At 27.8% G+C, this 20,140-nt stretch carries 18 protein-coding genes and 1 pseudogene; 7 read left to right on the top strand and 12 right to left on the bottom strand.

The annotated features are described in order from the left end of the window. From XO12_RS10205 to XO12_RS10185, 5 genes and pseudogenes are all read left to right on the top strand, one after another. Positions 1–192, top strand: a pseudogene (locus XO12_RS10205) (hypothetical protein); the annotation flags it as partial. 182 nt (positions 193–374) lie between these two features. Continuing rightward, positions 375–2,549 (top strand): polyribonucleotide nucleotidyltransferase, encoded by a 2,175-nt coding sequence (pnp, locus tag XO12_RS10200; protein ID WP_175420245.1) that lies wholly within the window; start codon positions 375–377, stop codon positions 2,547–2,549. Continuing rightward, on the top strand, positions 2,524–3,735 hold the full coding sequence (locus tag XO12_RS10195; protein WP_047266264.1) for a pitrilysin family protein: 1,212 nt from the start codon (positions 2,524–2,526) through the stop codon (positions 3,733–3,735). The genes pnp and XO12_RS10195 overlap by 26 nt, the downstream gene beginning before the upstream one ends. A 14-nt stretch (positions 3,736–3,749) precedes the next feature. After that, the gene (locus tag XO12_RS10190) at positions 3,750–4,760 is read left to right on the top strand and encodes an HD-GYP domain-containing protein (protein ID WP_175420244.1); all 1,011 of its coding nucleotides are present in this window, start codon (positions 3,750–3,752) and stop codon (positions 4,758–4,760) included. Further along, on the top strand, positions 4,757–5,827 hold the full coding sequence (locus XO12_RS10185; RefSeq protein WP_175420243.1) for an HD-GYP domain-containing protein: 1,071 nt from the start codon (positions 4,757–4,759) through the stop codon (positions 5,825–5,827). Before XO12_RS10190 ends, XO12_RS10185 begins: the two co-directional genes overlap by 4 nt. Position 5,828: 1 nt before the next feature. Here XO12_RS10185 and XO12_RS10180 read toward each other — a convergent pair whose 3' ends face one another. Genes XO12_RS10180 through XO12_RS11665 form a run of 3 tightly spaced genes read right to left on the bottom strand, consistent with a single transcriptional unit; the run spans position 5,829 to position 7,346 of the window. Further along, the gene (locus tag XO12_RS10180) at positions 5,829–6,875 is read right to left on the bottom strand and encodes a hypothetical protein (protein ID WP_047266267.1); all 1,047 of its coding nucleotides are present in this window, start codon (positions 6,873–6,875) and stop codon (positions 5,829–5,831) included. A gap of 1 nt (position 6,876) precedes the next feature. After that, positions 6,877–7,185, bottom strand: coding sequence for a hypothetical protein (locus XO12_RS10175; protein WP_047266268.1), 309 nt, complete (start codon positions 7,183–7,185; stop codon positions 6,877–6,879). Between the two features lie 44 nt (positions 7,186–7,229). Further along, a complete protein-coding gene (locus XO12_RS11665; protein ID WP_175420247.1) occupies positions 7,230–7,346 on the bottom strand; it encodes a thioredoxin family protein in 117 nt (38 codons plus the stop codon). 518 nt (positions 7,347–7,864) lie between these two features. Here XO12_RS11665 and XO12_RS10165 point away from each other — a divergent pair. Continuing rightward, positions 7,865–9,394, top strand: coding sequence for an AAA-like domain-containing protein (locus XO12_RS10165; RefSeq protein WP_175420242.1), 1,530 nt, complete (start codon positions 7,865–7,867; stop codon positions 9,392–9,394). A 380-nt stretch (positions 9,395–9,774) separates the two neighbouring features. Beyond that, a complete protein-coding gene (locus tag XO12_RS10160) occupies positions 9,775–11,307 on the top strand; it encodes an AAA-like domain-containing protein (RefSeq protein WP_175420241.1) in 1,533 nt (510 codons plus the stop codon). A 66-nt stretch (positions 11,308–11,373) separates the two neighbouring features. Here XO12_RS10160 and XO12_RS10155 read toward each other — a convergent pair whose 3' ends face one another. The 9 genes from XO12_RS10155 to XO12_RS10115 all read right to left on the bottom strand — a co-directional run. Further along, positions 11,374–12,753, bottom strand: a complete 1,380-nt coding sequence (locus XO12_RS10155; protein ID WP_047266021.1) for a Do family serine endopeptidase — start codon at positions 12,751–12,753, stop codon at positions 11,374–11,376. Positions 12,754–12,829: 76 nt separating this feature from the next. After that, positions 12,830–14,305, bottom strand: coding sequence for an ATP-binding cassette domain-containing protein (locus tag XO12_RS10150; RefSeq protein WP_175420240.1), 1,476 nt, complete (start codon positions 14,303–14,305; stop codon positions 12,830–12,832). An 11-nt stretch (positions 14,306–14,316) separates the two neighbouring features. Then, positions 14,317–16,071, bottom strand: coding sequence for an excinuclease ABC subunit UvrC (gene uvrC, locus XO12_RS10145; RefSeq protein WP_254867727.1), 1,755 nt, complete (start codon positions 16,069–16,071; stop codon positions 14,317–14,319). Beyond that, positions 16,037–16,840 (bottom strand): GGDEF domain-containing protein, encoded by an 804-nt coding sequence (locus XO12_RS10140; RefSeq protein ID WP_156166155.1) that lies wholly within the window; start codon positions 16,838–16,840, stop codon positions 16,037–16,039. Before XO12_RS10140 ends, uvrC begins: the two co-directional genes overlap by 35 nt. After that, entirely contained in the window at positions 16,797–17,312 is a 516-nt protein-coding gene (locus XO12_RS10135) for a DUF501 domain-containing protein (protein WP_175420239.1), read from the bottom strand. The genes XO12_RS10140 and XO12_RS10135 overlap by 44 nt, the downstream gene beginning before the upstream one ends. Beyond that, positions 17,279–18,121, bottom strand: coding sequence for a 50S ribosomal protein L11 methyltransferase (locus XO12_RS10130; protein WP_175420238.1), 843 nt, complete (start codon positions 18,119–18,121; stop codon positions 17,279–17,281). The genes XO12_RS10135 and XO12_RS10130 overlap by 34 nt, the downstream gene beginning before the upstream one ends. A 123-nt stretch (positions 18,122–18,244) precedes the next feature. Then, positions 18,245–18,940 (bottom strand): permease, encoded by a 696-nt coding sequence (locus XO12_RS10125; RefSeq protein ID WP_047266025.1) that lies wholly within the window; start codon positions 18,938–18,940, stop codon positions 18,245–18,247. Beyond that, positions 18,937–19,413, bottom strand: a complete 477-nt coding sequence (locus XO12_RS10120) for a permease (RefSeq protein ID WP_047266026.1) — start codon at positions 19,411–19,413, stop codon at positions 18,937–18,939. The genes XO12_RS10125 and XO12_RS10120 overlap by 4 nt, the downstream gene beginning before the upstream one ends. A 107-nt stretch (positions 19,414–19,520) precedes the next feature. Beyond that, positions 19,521–20,140 (bottom strand): PD-(D/E)XK nuclease domain-containing protein (locus tag XO12_RS10115; RefSeq protein WP_175420237.1); only part of this gene is annotated, 620 nt, incomplete at its 5' end.

Raw genomic sequence — 20,140 nt, 5'->3', positions numbered from 1 at the left:
TCGACAGAAGAAATGGCAGCTGCGAGCGATAAAACAGCGCAAATGATACTGGAAATATCAAATGAAATAAACGAAATAACAAAAGATATAGAAGAAGAAAGCAAAGAAATAGAGAATGTAAATGAAAGAGCAGAAGAATTAGAAAAATTAGTAGAAGAACTAAACAAAAAATTGAATCAGTTTAAAATATAACAAATCCCTTTGGGATTTGTTATATTTTAATAATCCAAAAATAAAAAATAAAAAAAGTTAATGTTCTAACAAATCCATTTGGATTTGTTATATTTTTTTTTATTGTTATTAATTGGCAAAATGTAAAATTTTGTATATTTAACAGAATTTATGTTATAATTATTTCAAAAGGGGTGATATAGATGAAAGTATGGGAAACAGAAATTTTTGGCAGAAAATTAATTATTGAACATGGAAAAATGGCCAAACAAGCACATGGATCTATTTTATTAAAATATGGAAAATCAGCAATATTAGTTACCGCAACTGCTTCAAAAGAAGCAAAAGAAGGTATTGATTTTCTTCCTCTAACCGTAGAATTTCAGGAAAAATTTTATGCAGTTGGTAAAATACCAGGTGGTTTTTTAAAAAGAGAAGGCAGACCAAGCAGTGAAGCTATTTTGTCTTCCAGATTAATAGATAGACCTATTAGACCTTTATTCCCGAAAGATTTTCATAATGATATACAGGTTATAGTTACAGCATTTTCAATGGATAATGATGACAGTATTGAAACCTGGGGAATAACAGGAGCTTCTTTTGCTTTGAATTTATCTCCTATTCCATTTGAGGGTATGGTTGCAGGAGTTAGATTGGGATACGTTGATGAAAAATTTGTTGTATTTCCTACTCAGGAAGAATTGAAAAATAGCAGAATGGATATAGTTGTTGCTGGAACAAAAGAGGCTATAACTATGGTTGAAGGAGAATCTTTAGAAGTATCAGAAGATGAAATGGTAAAAGCTCTTTTATATGCTCATGAGGCGATTAAACAGATTATAGAATTTCAGGAAAAAGTGGTTTCAGAATTTAATATAGAAAAATGGGAAGTGATTTCTCCTGAAATCCCAGAAGGATTTGTTGAAGATTTTGAAAAATTGATAAATGATGAAGAATTAGAAAAAAGAATCTTGGTAAAAGGTAAAAAAGACAGAGACGATGCATTGGATTCATATAGAAAAGAATTATTAGAAGAATTCCAGACAAAATATGTTGAAAAATGGGATAACGAAAATTATGAGAAGTATAAGAAATTTTTATATGAATCTTTTGATGAAAAGATTAAGAAATTAATGAGAAAAATGATAATAGAAAAGAATATAAGAGCAGATGGAAGAAAAATAGATGAAATAAGGCCGATTACATGTGAAATAGGGTTATTTGAAAAAACACATGGGTCTGCATTGTTTACAAGAGGAGAAACGCAAAGTTTAGGAGTTGTTACTCTTGGCGAACCTATGGATGTTCAAATAATAGACACAGTATTTGAAGAAGGAGAACGCCGATTTATGCTCCACTATAATTTTCCTCCATTTTCTACAGGAGAGGTAAAAGGGTTAAGGCTAAGTAGAAGAGAGATAGGACATGGACATTTAGCTGAAAGAGCTCTAAAAAATATGTTGCCTACCGAAGAAGAATTTCCTTATATTATCAGAATTGTTTCTGAAATATTAGAATCAAATGGTTCTTCATCCATGGCTACAGTATGTTCTGGTTCGTTAGCATTGATGGATGCAGGTGTTCCTATACCAAAACATGTTGCTGGTGTTGCTATGGGATTAATTTTTGAAGATGAAAAATTTGTTGTATTAACAGATATATTAGGTATGGAAGATCATCTTGGTGATATGGACTTTAAAGTTACAGGAACAAGGGATGGTATTACTGCATTTCAAATGGATGTTAAGGTAGCTGGAGTGAATGAAGAGGTATTAAAAGAAGCTTTAGAAAGAGCAAGAGTCGCCAGACTGCATATCTTAGACATTATGTATAATACAATTTCAGAACCAAAAAAAGAGTTATCTCCGTATGCACCTTTAATAAAAACAACGAAAATACCTATTGACAAAATATCAGAGGTTATAGGACCTGGTGGAAGAGTAATAAAAGGAATACATAAAGATTTTGATGTTGAGATTTCTATAGATGATGAAACTGGATTGACAAAGGTAAGTGGTCACAACGTTCAGAATATAGATAATGCCATTAAATATATTGAAAGTTTAATTAAAGAAGTTAAAGAAGGAGAAGTTTTCGAAGGAAAAGTATCCAGAATAGAAAATTATGGATTGTTTGTTGAAATTATTCCAGGAAAATTAGGATTATTACATATGTCGAATTTAGGAAAAGATGCCAAAGAATTGTTAAAAAGTATCAAAATTGGCGATATTATGAAAGTGGAAATAATAAGTATTGATGATAATGGTAGGATTCAATTGAAAAAATTTGGTGAAAAAACAGCAGAAAGAAAAAATCATAGAAGAAAAAATTATCAAAGACCGGAGGAAAAAAATGATCATAAAAAGGACGCTGAATAAAGGATTAGATGTTTTATTAATTCCAAGAAACAATGTTAGAAGTGTGTCGATAATTGCTGCTATACGGGGTGGTTCCGCTCATGAACCTGCTGAACTTTCTGGAATATCGCATTTAATAGAACATTCAGTATTTAGAGGAACAGAAAACAGAAATATGGAAGAAATAAAAAGGCCCATCGAGGAATTTGGTGGGTCCTTAAATGCTTTTACAGGGAAAAATTTAACTGCATACTATGCAAAAGTTCCTTTAATTGCTTCAAAAATTGGAGTGGAAATTATATTAGATATCATATTTAATGCTAAATTTAATAAAGAAGATATTGAAAAAGAGAAAAGAATAGTTTTAGATGAAATTGCTATGTATGAAGATGAACCTGTTGAAAATACATTTGAACAATTAAATAAAATCATGTTTGCAAATGAATTTTCATTCCCTGTACTTGGCACAAAAGAGAGCGTATCTAAATTAAATTCACAAATGTTAAAAGAATATTATCTCGAAAAATATACTCCACAAAATATAGTTTTAACTCTTGTAGGGCCGGAAAAAGAATTAGAAAAGCTTTTGTTGAATATAGAAAGATTGATTCCAGATAGAGAAGGAGAAAAATATCCATTTAAAAGTCCAACTTTTAATGAAAAAGTTGAAAAAATTGAAAAAGAAAAAGAAGAACTTTCTCAAATATATATTGCATATTCATTTAAAGCTCCATCAAAAATGTCATCCGGTTTTTATCCTGCTGCAATTTTAAAAACATTTTTAGGAAGCGGAATGAGTTCATTATTATTTACAAAAATCAGAGAAGAACTGGGATTGGCTTATGAAATTACTGCAGATTATTCTGCTTATAATGATACAGGTACATTTACTATATTTGCAGCTACTGTTCCACAAAATTTTGAGAAACTCAATAACTCTATTAATGAAAATTTAAAAAATATAGATACATTTGAAAAATGGATAAAATATGGAAAGAAAAGGTTATCTGGTAGATATATGCTTGAAACAGAAAATGGGTTAAATTTTGGTTTTTTGGCATTAGACTATTATCTGTCTTTTGACAAACTAATTGATATAGATGAAATAGTAAATAAAATTAATATTCAGACTGATGAGGATATAATTAATGTATCCAATGAAATTTTTAGTCAAAAGCCATATATTTCTATTGTTAAACCAAAATAAATGGAGTTGGGATTTTGAAAGTAAAAATAAATAGTTTAACTCCAGGTATGATAGTTGGAGAGGATATTTATAGTTTAAAAGATAATTTGAATTTAAAGAAGGGGCAAAAACTTGATCAAAAAAACATTGATCAATTATTACGCAGTGATATTATAGAAATTGAAATTGCAGAATCGGAAACTGCAGTTGGATTTATACAAAAAAATTTTGAAAACCTTCCAAATATTGTTGATGAAGTTGTTTATAGCAAATGGATAAATTCTATTAATGATTTATTTCACCATTTTTCCAAAGAAGAAATATATGTATCTTTAAACAATATAACAGAAGAAATATATAAAATATTGGATGTAAAAGAATATTTTATTTTGAATTTTATGAATTCTTTTGGGAATGATAGTTTAACCTATCATTCATTAAATACTGCTATAATCGTCTCTATAATTGCGAAAAAAATAGAAACTCCATATATTATGTATAAGCAAACTGTGAAGTTTGCGCTTATACATGATATTGGCTATGCCATGTTAGATGAACGTATTATTAATGATTTTGAAAGTGAAGAGAAAAATGCTCTTATACACAATATAGTTGCTTATAAAAAACTACAGGATTTAAAAGCAACATTGAATCATGAAATTATAGAAAGCGTATTATATCATCACGAAAGATATGATGGAAAAGGTAAGTTTCATTTAAAAGGAGAAAAGATACCTCCTCTTGTTAGAATTACTCAGGTTGCTGATGCATATACATCATTAACAGAATTAGGATATACACCATATCAGGCATTGTCATGGATATTAAAAAAGTGTGGATTTATTTTTGATCCATATTATGTTAGTTTATTATATGAAATAACAGGTTATTATCCTACCGGCACAAAGGTTAAATTAAGTAACGGAACAACAGGAATTGTTTTAAAAAGAAATGAAATAGAATTTTTCCCCGAAGTATTGGTAGATAATGAAACGATAAAAACTGGACCGGATACAAATATTTACATAAAAGAGGTGATTGAATGAAAATAGTACCTCTTAACAAGGCTAAATTTGGCATGGTACTTGCAATGGATATTCGTGATACAACCGGCAAAGTCATTTTAAAAAAAGGAACAGAAGTAAATGAAATTGTCATTTATACCTTAAAAAAAGCTGGAATTTTTAATATCCCAGTAAAGAAGTTAGATGTATTGAAGGAATTAAAAAAAGAAGCTGAAAATCATGGAGTTATAAGTAAAGAAAAGCTTGATTTAAACTATAAGAAAATAAAAGAAGTGTTTAAAACACTGGAAAAAAGCGGAGATATTGATATTGATTCGGTAATAAGTATAGCCGCATCTATAAAAGAAGATTTGGAAAACAATTATTCTGATCAATTATTTGTACCTTTGAAAAAATTAAAAGATTTTGATGAGTATTTATATTCACATTCATTGAACGTTATGATTATCAGTTCTTTGTTGGCTATAGAAAATGGTATAATTGGGGATGAATTGTTAAATGTTTCTATTTCAGCTCTTTTACATGATATTGGAAAAACACAGGTTCCTATTGAAATTATGAACGCTCCAAGAGCTTTAACTGAAAGTGAAATGAATACAATGAGAAATCATGTATTATTTGGGAAAAATTTAGCTATGGAAAATAATATAAAAGACCCTAACATTATAGGTGGAATATATGAACATCACGAAAGAATCGACGGAAGAGGTTATCTTGAGAGAAAGAAAAAGGAACAAATAACAACATTTGGTAAAATCATATCAATTGCAGATGTTTATGATGCTTTAACAAGTACAAGAAGTTATAAAGGTCCATGGACGCCATATAAAACAATATCATTTATATTAACAAATGTTGAAAAACAATTTGATGGAGAGTTGGCCCGTGGATTGATAAATGCTTTTGGTATATATCCTGCAGGAACAAGGGTTCAGCTTAGTGATGGAAAATTTGGAACAGTAATTGCTTCAAATAGAACTAATAAAATACGTCCTTTAATAAAAGTTGATCATAGTGAAACAATAGATTTAAGCAAAGAACATTCTTTGAGAATAGTTAAAGTTCTGGATTATGTGTATATAGAATAATTTATTTAGAAAATTCTTTTACTTTTATGTCTAAAAAATTATTATTATCGATAAATAAAATACTATTTTCATTTGTTTTTATGAGAACTTTATTTTTTAATCTTGAAAGCAATGAACGGAATTTTCTGGGATTTATTTCTATAAGATATTTATATTTAAATTTTAAATTCAGTTTCCATGTTATCGTTGTGTTTTTATCTTTAGCTATAATATAAGAATCTTTTCCAAATATTATATATATTTTAATATTCGAAGGTAATGTCGTATATATTTTATTCAGAATTTTTTTAAATTCTTCTGTGTTTATTTTTAATTCTTCTAAAGGTTTAAAATTAAAATCAATTTTAAAATTATCTGAAATTTTATTATTACATACATTTATATATAATCCTTTGCTTTTAATTAAAAGGGCATTGGTATTAAGATATAAATCAATTTTTTCATCAGAAATTAAAGAGAGCGATTTTACCAGATGTCGAATGGTGACATAGGGGATTTCAATAGAAAAACTTTTTGAAGTTTTTCCAAGATAGCTATATGTATATATATTATATCCTGAAAAATATCCATATACATCTTCTTTATATGAAGAAATCCTTATTAAATCCCCTTCCATCCCCTGAATACTACAAAAATCAAGGGATTTTATGAAAGATTTTAAATTAACACTTGAAATTAATATCGGTTCTTTTATTTTAAATACAGGTTTTTTATCGTTTTCACTTTCTATATTTAAAACCATATTTTCTAACTCTATTTTTAGTCCTTCATCTAATGCTAACATTCTTATAAAAGGATTTTCTTTTTCATTCAATCCTTTAAGTAATCCTTTTAAATGCTGAATAGGAATTTTATAGACTTTTTCAAAAGGAAAAAACTCTTTTGAAAAGAGAATATTAGCCACAGCACAACCATCTGTCATGGAAACTCTTAAAACTTTATCGAAATATAGGTAAATATATCGATGAATTGGTTCAACATTGCCACATAATTTATCAGCAAATTCTGTAATTTTTAGTAATCTTTTGGTTGGTATCCATCCTTCCATCTTATTCCTCCATGAAATCGTCTTTACTTATAGGAGTTCCGCCAAGTAATTCAAAGTTTAATAATCTATAATTCCCGTCAAATTCCGCAATTAAATTTATCTTTTCTGAACATTTGGAACCAACATATTCTTTATTTATAACATAAACAGCCTTGCCTTCATATGATGTTGAAAAATCATATCCTTTCCTTAAATAACTTCTAAACTTTTCTCCGCATTTATCACATTTAAAATATAAAACGAGTGAATTTGATTCATTATAAAAAGGATTTTTAGATATATCCTTTTTCTTTTTTTTAAACCAGAACATATAATCAACCTCCAATTCGATGCTAATACGATTATATCATATTTTCATAAAACAAATATTAACTCTACCTTTTTTCCCATTTCCTCCATTGCTATTTGCATAATTTTATATGTTTGTTTACACCTTGAACATCCTGAACCTAAAACTGTAAATACGGCTATCTCTTTCTGAAGAGGGACCCCCTAAATACATCATCAGGTCCAATTTTTTCTATTATAAATTAGATTTTTCCTGCCGGCAGGTTAATACGATGTTTTTTTAATTTAAATAAATAACTTCGTCATTTATCAGCGCTGACGAATGTAGTATATCTTATTTTGTTCTTGCATGGGAATAGTTGTGGAATAGATTGGGAATGAAGTTACTGAAATGTGATATAATTCAAGTGGATAAAAATCAAAAAAATTTAAACCGATGCCCGCCGTAGGCGTGAATATTTTCTTTGAAAATATTAAAAAGTTTTTATTTTAAAATAATAAATTATTATCCTATAACCCGCGGCAGCGTGTATATTTGCGGAGCAAATATAGAAATGTTTTTTTATATTTAAATCTAAAAATTTTAATCCTATTACCCACCGTAGCGTGTATATTTGCGGAGCAATTATTCAGATGTTTTTTATTAATATCTATTTTTAATCCTATAACCCGCCGTAGGCGTGTAACACCGGAGGTGAATCATGAGAAGATTCTGTACAAGTGGACCTGTTGATAAAAAGACCTGTTATTATGTTGAGAGACCCGATATAATGAAAGAAGCACTTGACCATATAGAAAATTGGAGATACTTTACAGTATCAGCACCAAGACAAAGTGGAAAAACAACATTGTTAAATGATATAGTTGAAAAAATAAAGGATAAATATTTGCCAATATTTATATCTTTTGAAAGTTTTGGAGGAATAAAAAAAGAAGAAGAGTTTATGGAAGTATTTTTGAAGAAGACAAGAAAAAAATTAATGAAAGAAAATATAAAAATAGAATTTAATAAAAAATATAAAAGGATAAGAGAAATAGAAGATATAGTAGATAAAATCTATGAAACAACTCAAAAAAATATAATACTAATAATAGATGAATTTGAAAAACTAAATAATGAAGAAATAATGAATACATTTTTACATGTAATACGAAGTATATATCATGATAGGGAAATATACAAACTCAGAAGTGTAATATTAATAAGCGTAGGATATCTAAGCGGAATATTAGAAGACAATGCCAGTCCATTCAACATAGCAGAACATTTAGAAGTGCCATACTTTACAAAAGAACAAGTATATGATTTACTTTCACAACACGAAAAAGAAACAGGACAAATATTCGAAGAAAAAGTAAAAGAATTAATATGGCACAACGCTGCAGGACAACCAGGATTAACCAATGGACTTGCATATGACTTAGTAATGAAAAAAGCAAAAGGAGAAAAAATAATAACAGAAAAACATTTTGAAAAAACATTATATGATTATATGAGAGTATATATAGACAAAAACATATCAAATATAATAAACAAAGCAAAAAAAGAAAAAGAATTAATGATGAAAATATTATTTGAACCAAATAATGTAGAATTTAATATATATGATGAAAACATAAAATTCTTATATTTAAACGGAGTAATAGACAATTGTGAAGGTATATGCTGTGTGAAAGTGCCGTTGTATTACAAAGCATTATATGCAAGATTTAAACCACAAATTAACGGAGAAAAATCGCAAATGAAACCATTTGATGAAAGTATAAAAAAATATCTAAATAAAGATGGAAGTCTGGATTTAAACAAATTGATGAAAAGATATATAGAATATATAAAATCAAGAGGAGCAATAATGTTCAAAGGCAGGAACTATTACGAAGGAGTATATCAATACAATCTTGATCAATTTCTTGGATTATATGTAGAAGCAGCAGATGGAAAAGTATATCCTGAAACACAAATAGGCGGAGGAAGAATAGATTTATTGATAAATTTAAACAACAAAGAATACTTAATAGAAATAAAAGCAAATATAGATGAAGATCAATATGAAAAATCAAAAAAGCAAATAAAAGAATATATAAAAAGAAAAGGGATAAAAGATGGATGGTTAATAATATATTCAAATACAATAAAAGATTTTGAATATATAACAGAAGAAGAAAATGGAATAAAATTACATATATGGTTTATAAAAACAAATTTTAAAAATCCGTCAAAGGTAAAATAATTCTATATATGACTTTTTGGAAGAAAAATATTATCATACGATGTCTAAAAAGTCAAATTCACTCAGGCAGCGATTATCCTTAAAATTATTCATTCTCAGCCGTCGCATCGATTTTTCATCCATGAAAAAGCTTCACTCAAAAAAACGTCCTGTTTTTTTGACGGCTTACATTCACGCTTAGATTTTTTAGGTATAAAAAATCTAAGGGAAAAGGAGAGCGATAGCTCAAAAGTTTTTTCTTTAATTAAAAACCATTTTTAAACCTATTACCCACCGTAGGCGTGAATATTTGCTTTGCAAATATTAAAAAGTTTTTATTTTAAAATAATAAATTATTATCCTATAACCCGCTGTAAGCGTGTAACACCGGAGGTGAGATAATGAGAAGATTCTGCACAAGTGGTCCCGTTGATAAAAAAACATGTTATTATGTGGAAAGACCCGATATAATGAAAGAAGCGCTTGACCATATAGAAAATTGGAGATACTTTACAGTATCAGCACCAAGACAAAGTGGAAAAACAACATTGTTAAAAGATATAGTTGAAAAAACAAAAGAAAAATATTTACCTATTTTTATATCTTTTGAGGATTATGATGGCTTAGAAGATGAAAAAGAGTTTATAGAAGTATTTTTAGAAGATATAATAAAAAAATTAAAAAATCAAAATATAAAAATAGGAATAAAAAAGGAAGAATATAAAAATGTAAGGGAAATAAACAAGATTATAGACAAAATATATGAAGCAACAAAAAAAGAAGTGGTATTAATGATAGATGAATTTGAAAAATTTGATAATGAAAAATTAATGAACAAATTTTTACATACGATAAGAAAAATATATCATGATAGGGAAATATACAAACTCAGAAGTGTAATATTAATAAGCGTAGGATATCTAAGCGGAATATTAGAAGACAATGCCAGTCCGTTTAATATTGCAGAACATTTAGAAGTGCCATACTTTACAAAAGAACAAGTATATGATTTACTTTCACAACATGAAAAAGAAACAGGACAAATATTCGAAGAAAAAGTAAAAGAATTAATATGGCACAACGCAGCAGGACAACCAGGATTAACAAATGGACTTGCATATGATTTAGTAATGAAAAAAGCAAAAGGAGAAAAAATAATAACAGAAAAACATTTTGAAAAAACATTATATGATTATATAAGGAAATACATAGATAAAAACATGGAAAATATAATATCAAAAGCGAAAAAAGAAAAAGAATTAATGATGAAAATATTATTTGAGCCAGAAAGTGTTGAATTTGATATAAGTGATGATAGAATAAAATTCCTATATTTAAATGGGGTAATAGATGACTGTGACGGTAAATGTTGTGTAAAAGTACCGTTATATTATAAAAAATTATACAATCATTTCAAACCACAAATTAACGGAGAAAAAAATTATATGGCAACAATAAAAGATACAATAAAACCATATATAAAAGAAGATGGAAGCTTGGATTTAAACAAATTGATGAAAAGGTATATAAGATACATAAAAGAACGAGGAGCAGTAATGTTCAAAGGCAGAAACTATTACGAAGGAGTATATCAATACAATCTTGATCAATTTCTTGGATTATATGTAGAAGCTGCAGATGGAAAAGTATATCCTGAAACACATGTTGGCGGAGGAAGGATAGACTTATTAATAAATATGCGTAACAAAGAATATTTAATAGAAATAAAAGCAAACATAACAGGAAATGATTATGAAAAAAGTAAAAAACAAATAAAAGAATATATAAAAAGAAAAGGGTTAAAAGAGGGATGGTTAATAATATATTCAAATACAATAAAAGATTTTGAATATATATTAGAAGAAGAAAATGGAGTCAAATTACATATATGGTTTATCAAAACAAACTTTGAAAGTCCATCTAAGGTAAAATAAATGAAATTGATTAATTTAAACGGATATGAAAAAACGAGGCATTTTGCCTCGTTTTTAGAATTTAGATTATTTTCCCATATAACTGAAATATACTGACATTCTATAACCATCTCTAAATATTATAAATCCTATATAATCACCTTTTTTGATTTTTGATACTAATTTTTGAAATTCCTTAATGGATTGCAATTTTTCACCTTTTCCGTTAACGTACATTTCCATAATGATATCGCCTTTTTTGATATTTACATATTGTGCTTCTGATCCGTCTTTTACATCTTCAACCATTACGCCATACATATCTTTTGGAAGTTTATACTCATTAATATCTTCTGGTGTTAAATCGCGTACTTTTAATCCAAGATAATAATCATTTGTAGCTTTTGCAAATTCAGCTCTTTCGGCTAAAGTTATTTCATAGGTTATTTCTTTGCCTTTTCTATTAACAACAACATCTATTTTTTCACCAGCTGGATATGTTTTTACTATGTATACCAATTCATCAGCGCTGTTTATTTCTTTATTATCTATTTTTACAATAACATCACCCGGTTTTATTCCCGCTTTTTGTGCAGGAGAACCTTTTTCAATATCACTTACAAATGCACCTTTATTAACCTTCAGTCCAAATGTTTTAGCCAGTGTTTCTGTAACATTTTGTATATATACACCCAGATAAGCTTTTGAAACTTTTCCGGTGTTTATTAGAGCTTCTGCAAAGCGTTTTGCAAAATTAATAGGTATAGCGAATCCCAGATTTTGTCCTTCTGTTGGATTTATTATTGCTGTATTAATACCTATAACCTGAGCATGTATATTTAGTAAAGGACCACCACTGTTCCCTGGATTAATTGCAGCGTCTGTTTGGATTAAATCAGCATAATATCCTCTTCCATCAGGTTTTGGAATTTTTCTATGAATGGCACTTACAACACCTAATGTTACAGTATGTTTGAATCCCAGAGGATTACCTATTGCTATAGCCCATTCTCCTATCTGAATATTATCTGAGTCTCCGAGCTCTATAACAGGCAATACATCTTTTGTTTTAACCTGTAATACTGCTATGTCCAAATCTTTATCTCCGCCTACATAATTTGCTTTATACTTTTTTCCCTTTAGTGTTGTTATTGTAATTTCATCAGCATTTTCAACAACATGATAATTTGTCAGGATATATCCTCTTTTATCAAAAATAAACCCTGTTCCAAGAGCTTTAAATTCTCTATCCTGTGTCCATGGAGATTCACCAAAAAATCGTTTATAAAAATCCTCAAAAAAAGGATCTATTGAAGCTTTTCTATGTCCAACCGCTTCAATATTAACTACAGCCGGTGCAGCTTCATTAACAACATTTACCACTGGTGAAACATAATCTGGATTCACAAATGCAAAGGATGATACTACCAACAATAATAGCATTATTGACATAACCATTTTTTTCATCCTATCACCTCCATTGGTAATCTTCTAAAAATATTTTCGCTTACTTTTCTTAGAATTTCCTTAGAAAATAATTAAATTAATCTAACAGTATTTTGTTAATTTTATAAAGTATATTATGATTATCATCCATTGTACGACACACAGCATTCTTAAACTTTAATTCTTTTTTTATTTTTAAAGGTTCTCCTTTTAATATGAATACATTTTCTCCTAATGTTGAAACTTCAAAGGGATCATGTGTTACCATAATAACAGTATAATGTTTTTCTTTCTGTATATTTTTAAATTCCTCCATAATTTTATATTTTGTTGATATGTCCAGTGACGAAAATGGTTCATCCATTAAAATAATATCCGGATCATAGATTATAGTTCTTAATATATTTATGCGCTTTTTCATCCCTCCTGAAAGTTCATCTGGATATTTATATAATACGTTTTCATCAAGATTTAGTAATTTTAAGAATATCTTTATCTCTTCATAAGACACATTCTCTTTAATTAATTTAATATTTTCATATGTGCTTAACCATGGAACAAGCCTGTCATCCTGAAAAACATATCCAATTTTACCGTGTATAGCTATTTCACCAGCATCCTTTTCTATAATTTGAGATAGTATGTTTAATATTGTGGTTTTCCCAATCCCGGATTCTCCAAGTAGTATATTTATTTTTTTCTTTTCAAAAACAATGTTAAAACCGGATAATATGACGTTCTCTCCAAAATTTTTGTTCAAATTTTTTATAATAACATTTTCTGTATTTTTCTTTTCTTTTTGATTAACAGGTTTATTAACGGCAGTATTTTTTGACTTTTTGACTATTTTTTTTCTTTTTCTTTTTGACAGGAGTTTGATTAACTTTTCCGAAATCAACCCAAATATAGACAACAATATTGTATATGCAAAAACTCTATCTGTATTTAAAGCTATTTTAGAGAAAGCAAGACTTACGCCAAGTCCTTTATCACCGGCAAGGAATTCACCAATTACTACAGATTTCCACATACTACCAGATATCATATTTAAAGTTGATTTCAAAAAGGGAATTAAAGAAGGAAAGTATATTTTTAAAAGTATTTTCTTTTTACTTATATTGAAAACCATAGCCATCTCGATTAACTTTTTATCTGTTGATTTAATACCTTCAGAAATATTTAATACTATTACAGGAAATATAACCATAAAAGCAACAAATACTGGTGTATAAAAACCTATTCCAAACCATAACATTGCTATTGCAATATACGAAACTACTGGTGAACTTTGAATTAGCATTAAAGATGGTCTGAATATATTGAAAAAATTTTTACTTAATCCAGAAATGAGACCGATAGGTATTCCTATTAATAATGAGATAAAAAAACCTGTTATTATTTTTAGAAAAGTATTTAATAAGTCTGAATAAAAGGTGTAATCCTTAAATAATTTCAACATTTCCATAAAAACATTATAAGGAAATGGTATTAAAAGAGGATTATTAGTTAAAATTGCGATAATTTGCCATATTATAATTATCAATATAATTCCAATTATTGTATATTTTTTCATTTTGCCTCCAATTAATCAAAGTACTCTTTTATTTTTTTTGCAACCTTTTCATTTTTTATAACCTTATTTATTTCCTCCCAGCTGGCATTTGCGATGTTTTTTATAGAACCAAAATGAGAAATTAACATTTTTTTTCTTTTTGGCCCAATTCCTTGAATATCATCAAGCTTGGACTTTTCAAATCTTTTGGTTCTTAATTTTCTATTCAATGTTATAGCAAATCTATGTGTTTCATCCCTCATAAAAATCAACATTCTTAAAACGGGATGGTCAAGTGGAAGATGTAAATCTTTAATTTCTCCAGGAAACACTATTCTTTCATCTTCTTTTGCTATTCCGATAACATCAACATCATTTAATGTATATCCTATTTCATTTAAAGCTTTAACAGCAGAATTAACCTGCCCTTTTCCACCATCTATGAATAATAAATCAGGAAGTGGATGTTTGGTATATCTTCTTTTTATTATACTTTTTATTGATTCAAAATCGTTAGGTTCTTTGAACTCATTGAGTCTGTATCTTCTATAGTCTTCTTTTTTTGGTTTTCCATTTTCAAAAGTGATTAAAGAACCTACAGTATACATCCCCTGTAAATGTGATATATCAATTCCTTCGATTCTATATGGTATTTTCTTTAAAGATAAGATTTCCTTTGCCTGTTTTAAAGTGTTTCCCAAATCTATTTGCTTTTTTACTTCTTCTTCTAAATTTCTTGTTGCAATAACATATAATTCTTCGCTTTCACCTTTTAAATCTTTAATTTCATTTAATCCGTTATTTTTTAGAAAATGAAGAATTTCTCTGTCTATAGAATTATCAAAATCTTTAATCCAAATTTCCTGTGGTATAATATTTTTTCTTATTATATAATATTGATGTATAAATTCGTTTATATTACCCTCAATGGTAAAGGTTAATTTTGAGATTATATAACCCTGTCTTATAATTAGCAGAATTACAACAGGATATTCATTATCTCTAGCAAGTATATCTATATTTTTATTATGAATCATTTCAACTCCAATTGGAACAAACAATTTATCAAGCTTATAAAGCAAATCCCTTAATTGAGCAGCTCTTTCAAAATTTAATATTTTCGCATACTGTTTCATATTTTCTTCTATATATTTTCGTATGGATTTTATATTCCCTTTTAAAAATCTTTTTATCTTACCAACAGCTTTTTTATATTCTTTCTTATCAACATCAACATAACATGGTGCAAAACACTTTCCAAGATGAAATAAAAAACATGGTTTTGTTTTTCTGTTGAGTTTTCTTTCACATGTTCTGACCTTATAAACCCATTGTATTATTTCTATTATTCCACGCACCATTCCAACGTTGGAATAAGGTCCATAAAATTCTGCATTTTCTCCTTTTTTTGTTCTAACTAATTTTATTTGAGGAAAATCTTCCTTTGTTATAGCAATATAAGGATACACACGTGTATCCTTTAACAATATATTATATTTCGGTTTATGTGTAAAGATTAAATTTGATTCGAGAATTAACGCTTCATCTTCATTTCTTACAACAATGTAATCGAGATATTCTGCATTCTGAATAATAGCTTTAACCTTTTCATTTTTTTTCTGATTCGATTCATTAAAATAAGAAGATAATCTCTTTTTAATTCTTTTCGCTTTACCTATATAAATAGGTTTTGAATTTTTATCTTTAAAAATGTATACTCCCGGTTCATCAGGAATATTTTTCAGGACATTTCTATCGAGCATGTTTTCTCCTCTTTTTATTTTCATACATGTTTTTATCAGCTTTTTCGAACATTTCATCTATTGTAATATTATCATCTTTGAATTTCATACTTTTCCCTGCAGATACGGAAACATTATATATTTTTAAGTCTGCCTTTATTTTTTCTTCAATTCTTTTAATAATATCATCAAGAATTTTTTCATCTTTTGTGCTGACTAAAATAACGAATTCATCACCACCATATCGTATAGCAAGATCAGATTTTCTTACAGAATTATTTATTATTTCTCCAACTTTCTTTAAGACATAATCTCCTGATTTATGACCAAATTTATCGTTTACAGGTTTAAAATTGTCAAGATCCAGAACAATTATTCCAAAATCTTTACCAATATATTCTTTCAGCTTTATTACCTTAGGTATTATTTCAACATAATATCTTCTATTTAATAAACCCGTTAAAGAATCTGTGAAAATATATTTTCTTGCTCTTAGCATATCTCTAAAAGATAATAGCAATGATATTCCAAAAGTTATATTATTTATATAAAAGATATCAATATTAAATAAATTAAAAATGCTAAAAGTATATATCGATATGTCGGTTACTGGTGAAGTGATGTATAATCCAAATCTTATTATTAAAATAGCTAAAAATCTCATTCCATTACTGGTAGCTCCAGTATAATCATTTAGCAAAATATTACGTATTATGGCTAAAATTCCAAAAAGAATCAGCACAAATATTACTATATGTGTTCTTATATCTCTATAATAAACAACAGATGCAGTTCTCACATTCCGTCTTTTCAATGCTATGCCACACCCTTTCTCCAATAGGGTTTTTTGTTCCTCCTAAATATGATGCCAACTGTAAGTGCAAACATTTAATGCTTTCAAAATTTTTAACACCACCTATTCCTATATTTTCAAATCTCTTAATAATCCATATTTCTTGATCTTTTAAAAATGCATTTCTCTTTTCTTTTTCTTCGAGATGAGCATTTAAATATAATTCTTTTAAATTTTCATTGTTTTTAATTTCTTCTTCCCATTCTTTTATCTTGCCAGAAGCTTCCAGTTTTCCAACTTCTTTTGTTAAATGAGGGCAGGTTAACCAATAGAGGGTAGGAAAGGGTTTTCCATCTTTTAGTGGAAAACTCTGTATTACCTGTGGGAAATCAAATGAACATCTTTTTGGTATTGATATTATTTCATGAGGTTCTCTGTTTATTTGTTTTTCTATTATTTCTATATCCTTTTTTGTAGGAGTAGTGATATCCATCCAGAATCTTCCTCTCTTGAAATTATATTATATTCCTTTTCAAATATTCTGTTAATTATTTCTTTTTCTCTTTCTTTGTTTATTCCTGATAATATTAAATAACCATTTTCATTTAATATTTCATCTAATTTTTCATCATTGAGTAATCGTATCAATATAGGAACAACAATATTTGCTATTATTATATCGAATTTTTCTTTTTCGATTTTAGAAAGCAAATCTGATTGTTTTACACTTATATTCAACCCATTTAATTCAAATGTTTCCTTAGCTTTTTCGACTGCTAAAATATCATAATCTATGGCTAAAACATTATCTGCTCCATGTAATTTAGAAATTATAGATAATATACCTGTGCCTGTTCCTATATCAAGAACATCTGAGCCATTGTCAACAACCTTCATTAAATTTTTAGCAGCTAACTTTGTAGTTGGATGCAATCCAGTTCCAAAAGCTGTGCCAGGTATTATCTTTATTATTTTCACGTTATCCGGCAAATCATGCTCTTTATCCGGGTCAGGTATTATCCAGATATTTTTGATAAATTCAAATGGTTTCAATGAATCACGCCATGGTTTTAACCAATCATCTTCTGTAATGTCTTTTTTCGAAAGTAATTCAAGATTATCTTTTAAAAAGTCTATAACATGAGTTTCAGGATTTTTTTTGTTAATATATACTTTTATAACATTCTGTCCTTTTGTTGGTTTGTCAATATAATAATTTTTAAAATCATTTAATGAAAAAAATGTTTCCATACTCTCTTCCATGTGCTTTGGTAATACAAAAATATACTCTAAAAATTCCATTATTATCACCTCAATAATAAGTATAACATTTTCTTTTAAATTTTTGTAAAACTATGCATGAAGAATAAAATAATTTATTATAATTTAGCACGACAAAAAAACCAGCCATCTGGCTGGTTTTTGTTAAGCTGTCTTTCTGGCTTTTGCCCTTATTACACAATCATCTATACTTACTTCCCCACGTATAACACCTTCAGCAAATAATTTGCAATTAGCATAACCACATGCGCCACAATTCATATTTGGAAGATCATTTAAAACTTCTTTTGGAGTATTATATATTATTTCAGTATTTTCTATTTCCTCTAATATATCCTCTCTCTTAACCAATTTTTCCATAACATATCCCATAATTAATATTGCGGGAATTGTTAAAGCATATCGTGTTAAAGCAAATGATAATCCTAAAAAACTCGACTCAACCATAAACATAACGACTTTTACAACAGCCCATGAACTTATGATAATCACAAGATTTGCAATACTTGCACCTTTTAAAAATAAAGCCTGTGCTACTGGAAATGCTGCATATATTGGACCTGCAGATATGGCTCCTGTAAAAATGGATAAAAATTTACCCTTAATTCCGGATTCTTTCCCAAAATGCTTCATTATAACTTCTGATGGAACCCAGACTGTTATTAAAGAAGAAATAATAAGTATTGGTGGCATAACCTCAATCATTTCTATTAAAAAGCCCTTTGTCATTTCAAGACCTTTAAAAAAGATTTCAGGTTTTACAAAAAATGCTATAGTATAAAGAATTATACTGATAAATATTAATTTATTATTTTTTATTAAACTTATTATTTTTTTCATAATATCACCGCCATTCCTGAAGCTATTAATATTGCAGCTACAAAACTAATCCATAATCTATGCAAAGTAAATTTTTTACCAAAATATTTGATTTCAATTGGTATTGTTGCAAATCCAACCATTGTTAATGTTGTAATAAATGCTGAAATTGCCGTTAAATTCGCTCCACTTTGATAAAGTGATTTAGATAAAGGAAACGCTATAAATGCTGGAATTATTGTAAGAGCACCTATAACTGCACCATAGACAGTACTTAAAAATTCGTTTGAATTACCAAGTAATTGTTTTATTAATTCTGGTGGTAATATAGCTAATACTAAACCAACAAGAGCCATAACACCTATAATTTCAACAAAAGTTTTGACAAGCAAATTTTTTGATAAAATTAAACTTTCTTTTGTTTTTTCCTTGCTTTTAAAAATTGACCAGATTAAAAATATCGCTGCGATTAAAATTAGAACTACTGTATTCATAAATCAACCTCCCGCTGTTTTATTTTTTTGTTATCTGTATTATAATAAAATAAAAAAAATAAAACCGTGATTTTATTCACGGTTTTATTTCAAATATTCTTTTTGAATTAGTTTACTTCCTCAATATACTTCGCTTCTTTACCAACAAAAACGATTATATACTTTTTCATCGTTTCATTTTTTGTGTTTAATTCATATGATTTCTTGTATTTTTCTATTTGTTCTTTTGCCTGTTTTATTTTCATTTTTAATTTTTCTTCTGTGTATCCTTTTTGTTTTATGTATTTTACTTCTATTATCGCTTCATATGGCACTTCTTCGTATCTTTTGAACATTGCTATGTCTATATACCCATTTTCTACTGGATATTCCATTTTTACCATTGCATATGGCGTTAATACTAAATAACTATACATTATTGCTTTTATGTATTTTTCATCTAATCCCATGAATATTCTGTTGTCCATTTTGTTCAATAGGTTTTCTATTTCTTTTGCAAATGGTTCTATTTCTCCGTCTTCTAATATCGTTATTATTGCATTTTCTATTTCATCTGTGTCTATATATTCTGTTAGCCTTTCTTCTATGTATTCTGTGAAATATTCTGAGAATATTTTTTTCATTGAATAATTTGGTATTTTTAAATATGTCCTTAATCCTTCTTTTTCAAATGTCATAAACCCAAGATAGAATAATAATGATTTTATATCTTTTATTTCTATCATAA

The sequence above is a fragment of the Marinitoga sp. 1154 genome (genome assembly GCF_013363285.1).
Classification (GTDB): Bacteria; Thermotogota; Thermotogae; order Petrotogales; family Petrotogaceae; genus Marinitoga.
Note: the sequence above shows the minus strand (reverse complement) of the source record. Positions and strands in the feature narration are given on the sequence as shown.

Coding starts and splice junctions, on each gene's coding strand:
- pnp (WP_175420245.1), top strand. CDS start 375: ATGAAAGTATGGGAAACAGAAATTTTTGGCAGAAAATTAATTATTGAA.
- XO12_RS10195 (WP_047266264.1), top strand. CDS start 2,524: ATGATCATAAAAAGGACGCTGAATAAAGGATTAGATGTTTTATTAATT.
- XO12_RS10185 (WP_175420243.1), top strand. CDS start 4,757: ATGAAAATAGTACCTCTTAACAAGGCTAAATTTGGCATGGTACTTGCA.
- XO12_RS10180 (WP_047266267.1), bottom strand. CDS start 6,875: ATGGAAGGATGGATACCAACCAAAAGATTACTAAAAATTACAGAATTT.
- XO12_RS10175 (WP_047266268.1), bottom strand. CDS start 7,185: ATGTTCTGGTTTAAAAAAAAGAAAAAGGATATATCTAAAAATCCTTTT.
- XO12_RS10165 (WP_175420242.1), top strand. CDS start 7,865: ATGAGAAGATTCTGTACAAGTGGACCTGTTGATAAAAAGACCTGTTAT.
- XO12_RS10160 (WP_175420241.1), top strand. CDS start 9,775: ATGAGAAGATTCTGCACAAGTGGTCCCGTTGATAAAAAAACATGTTAT.
- XO12_RS10155 (WP_047266021.1), bottom strand. CDS start 12,753: ATGAAAAAAATGGTTATGTCAATAATGCTATTATTGTTGGTAGTATCA.
- XO12_RS10150 (WP_175420240.1), bottom strand. CDS start 14,305: ATGAAAAAATATACAATAATTGGAATTATATTGATAATTATAATATGG.
- uvrC (WP_254867727.1), bottom strand. CDS start 16,071: ATGAAAATAAAAAGAGGAGAAAACATGCTCGATAGAAATGTCCTGAAA.
- XO12_RS10135 (WP_175420239.1), bottom strand. CDS start 17,312: ATGGATATCACTACTCCTACAAAAAAGGATATAGAAATAATAGAAAAA.
- XO12_RS10130 (WP_175420238.1), bottom strand. CDS start 18,121: ATGGAATTTTTAGAGTATATTTTTGTATTACCAAAGCACATGGAAGAG.
- XO12_RS10125 (WP_047266025.1), bottom strand. CDS start 18,940: ATGAAAAAAATAATAAGTTTAATAAAAAATAATAAATTAATATTTATC.
- XO12_RS10120 (WP_047266026.1), bottom strand. CDS start 19,413: ATGAATACAGTAGTTCTAATTTTAATCGCAGCGATATTTTTAATCTGG.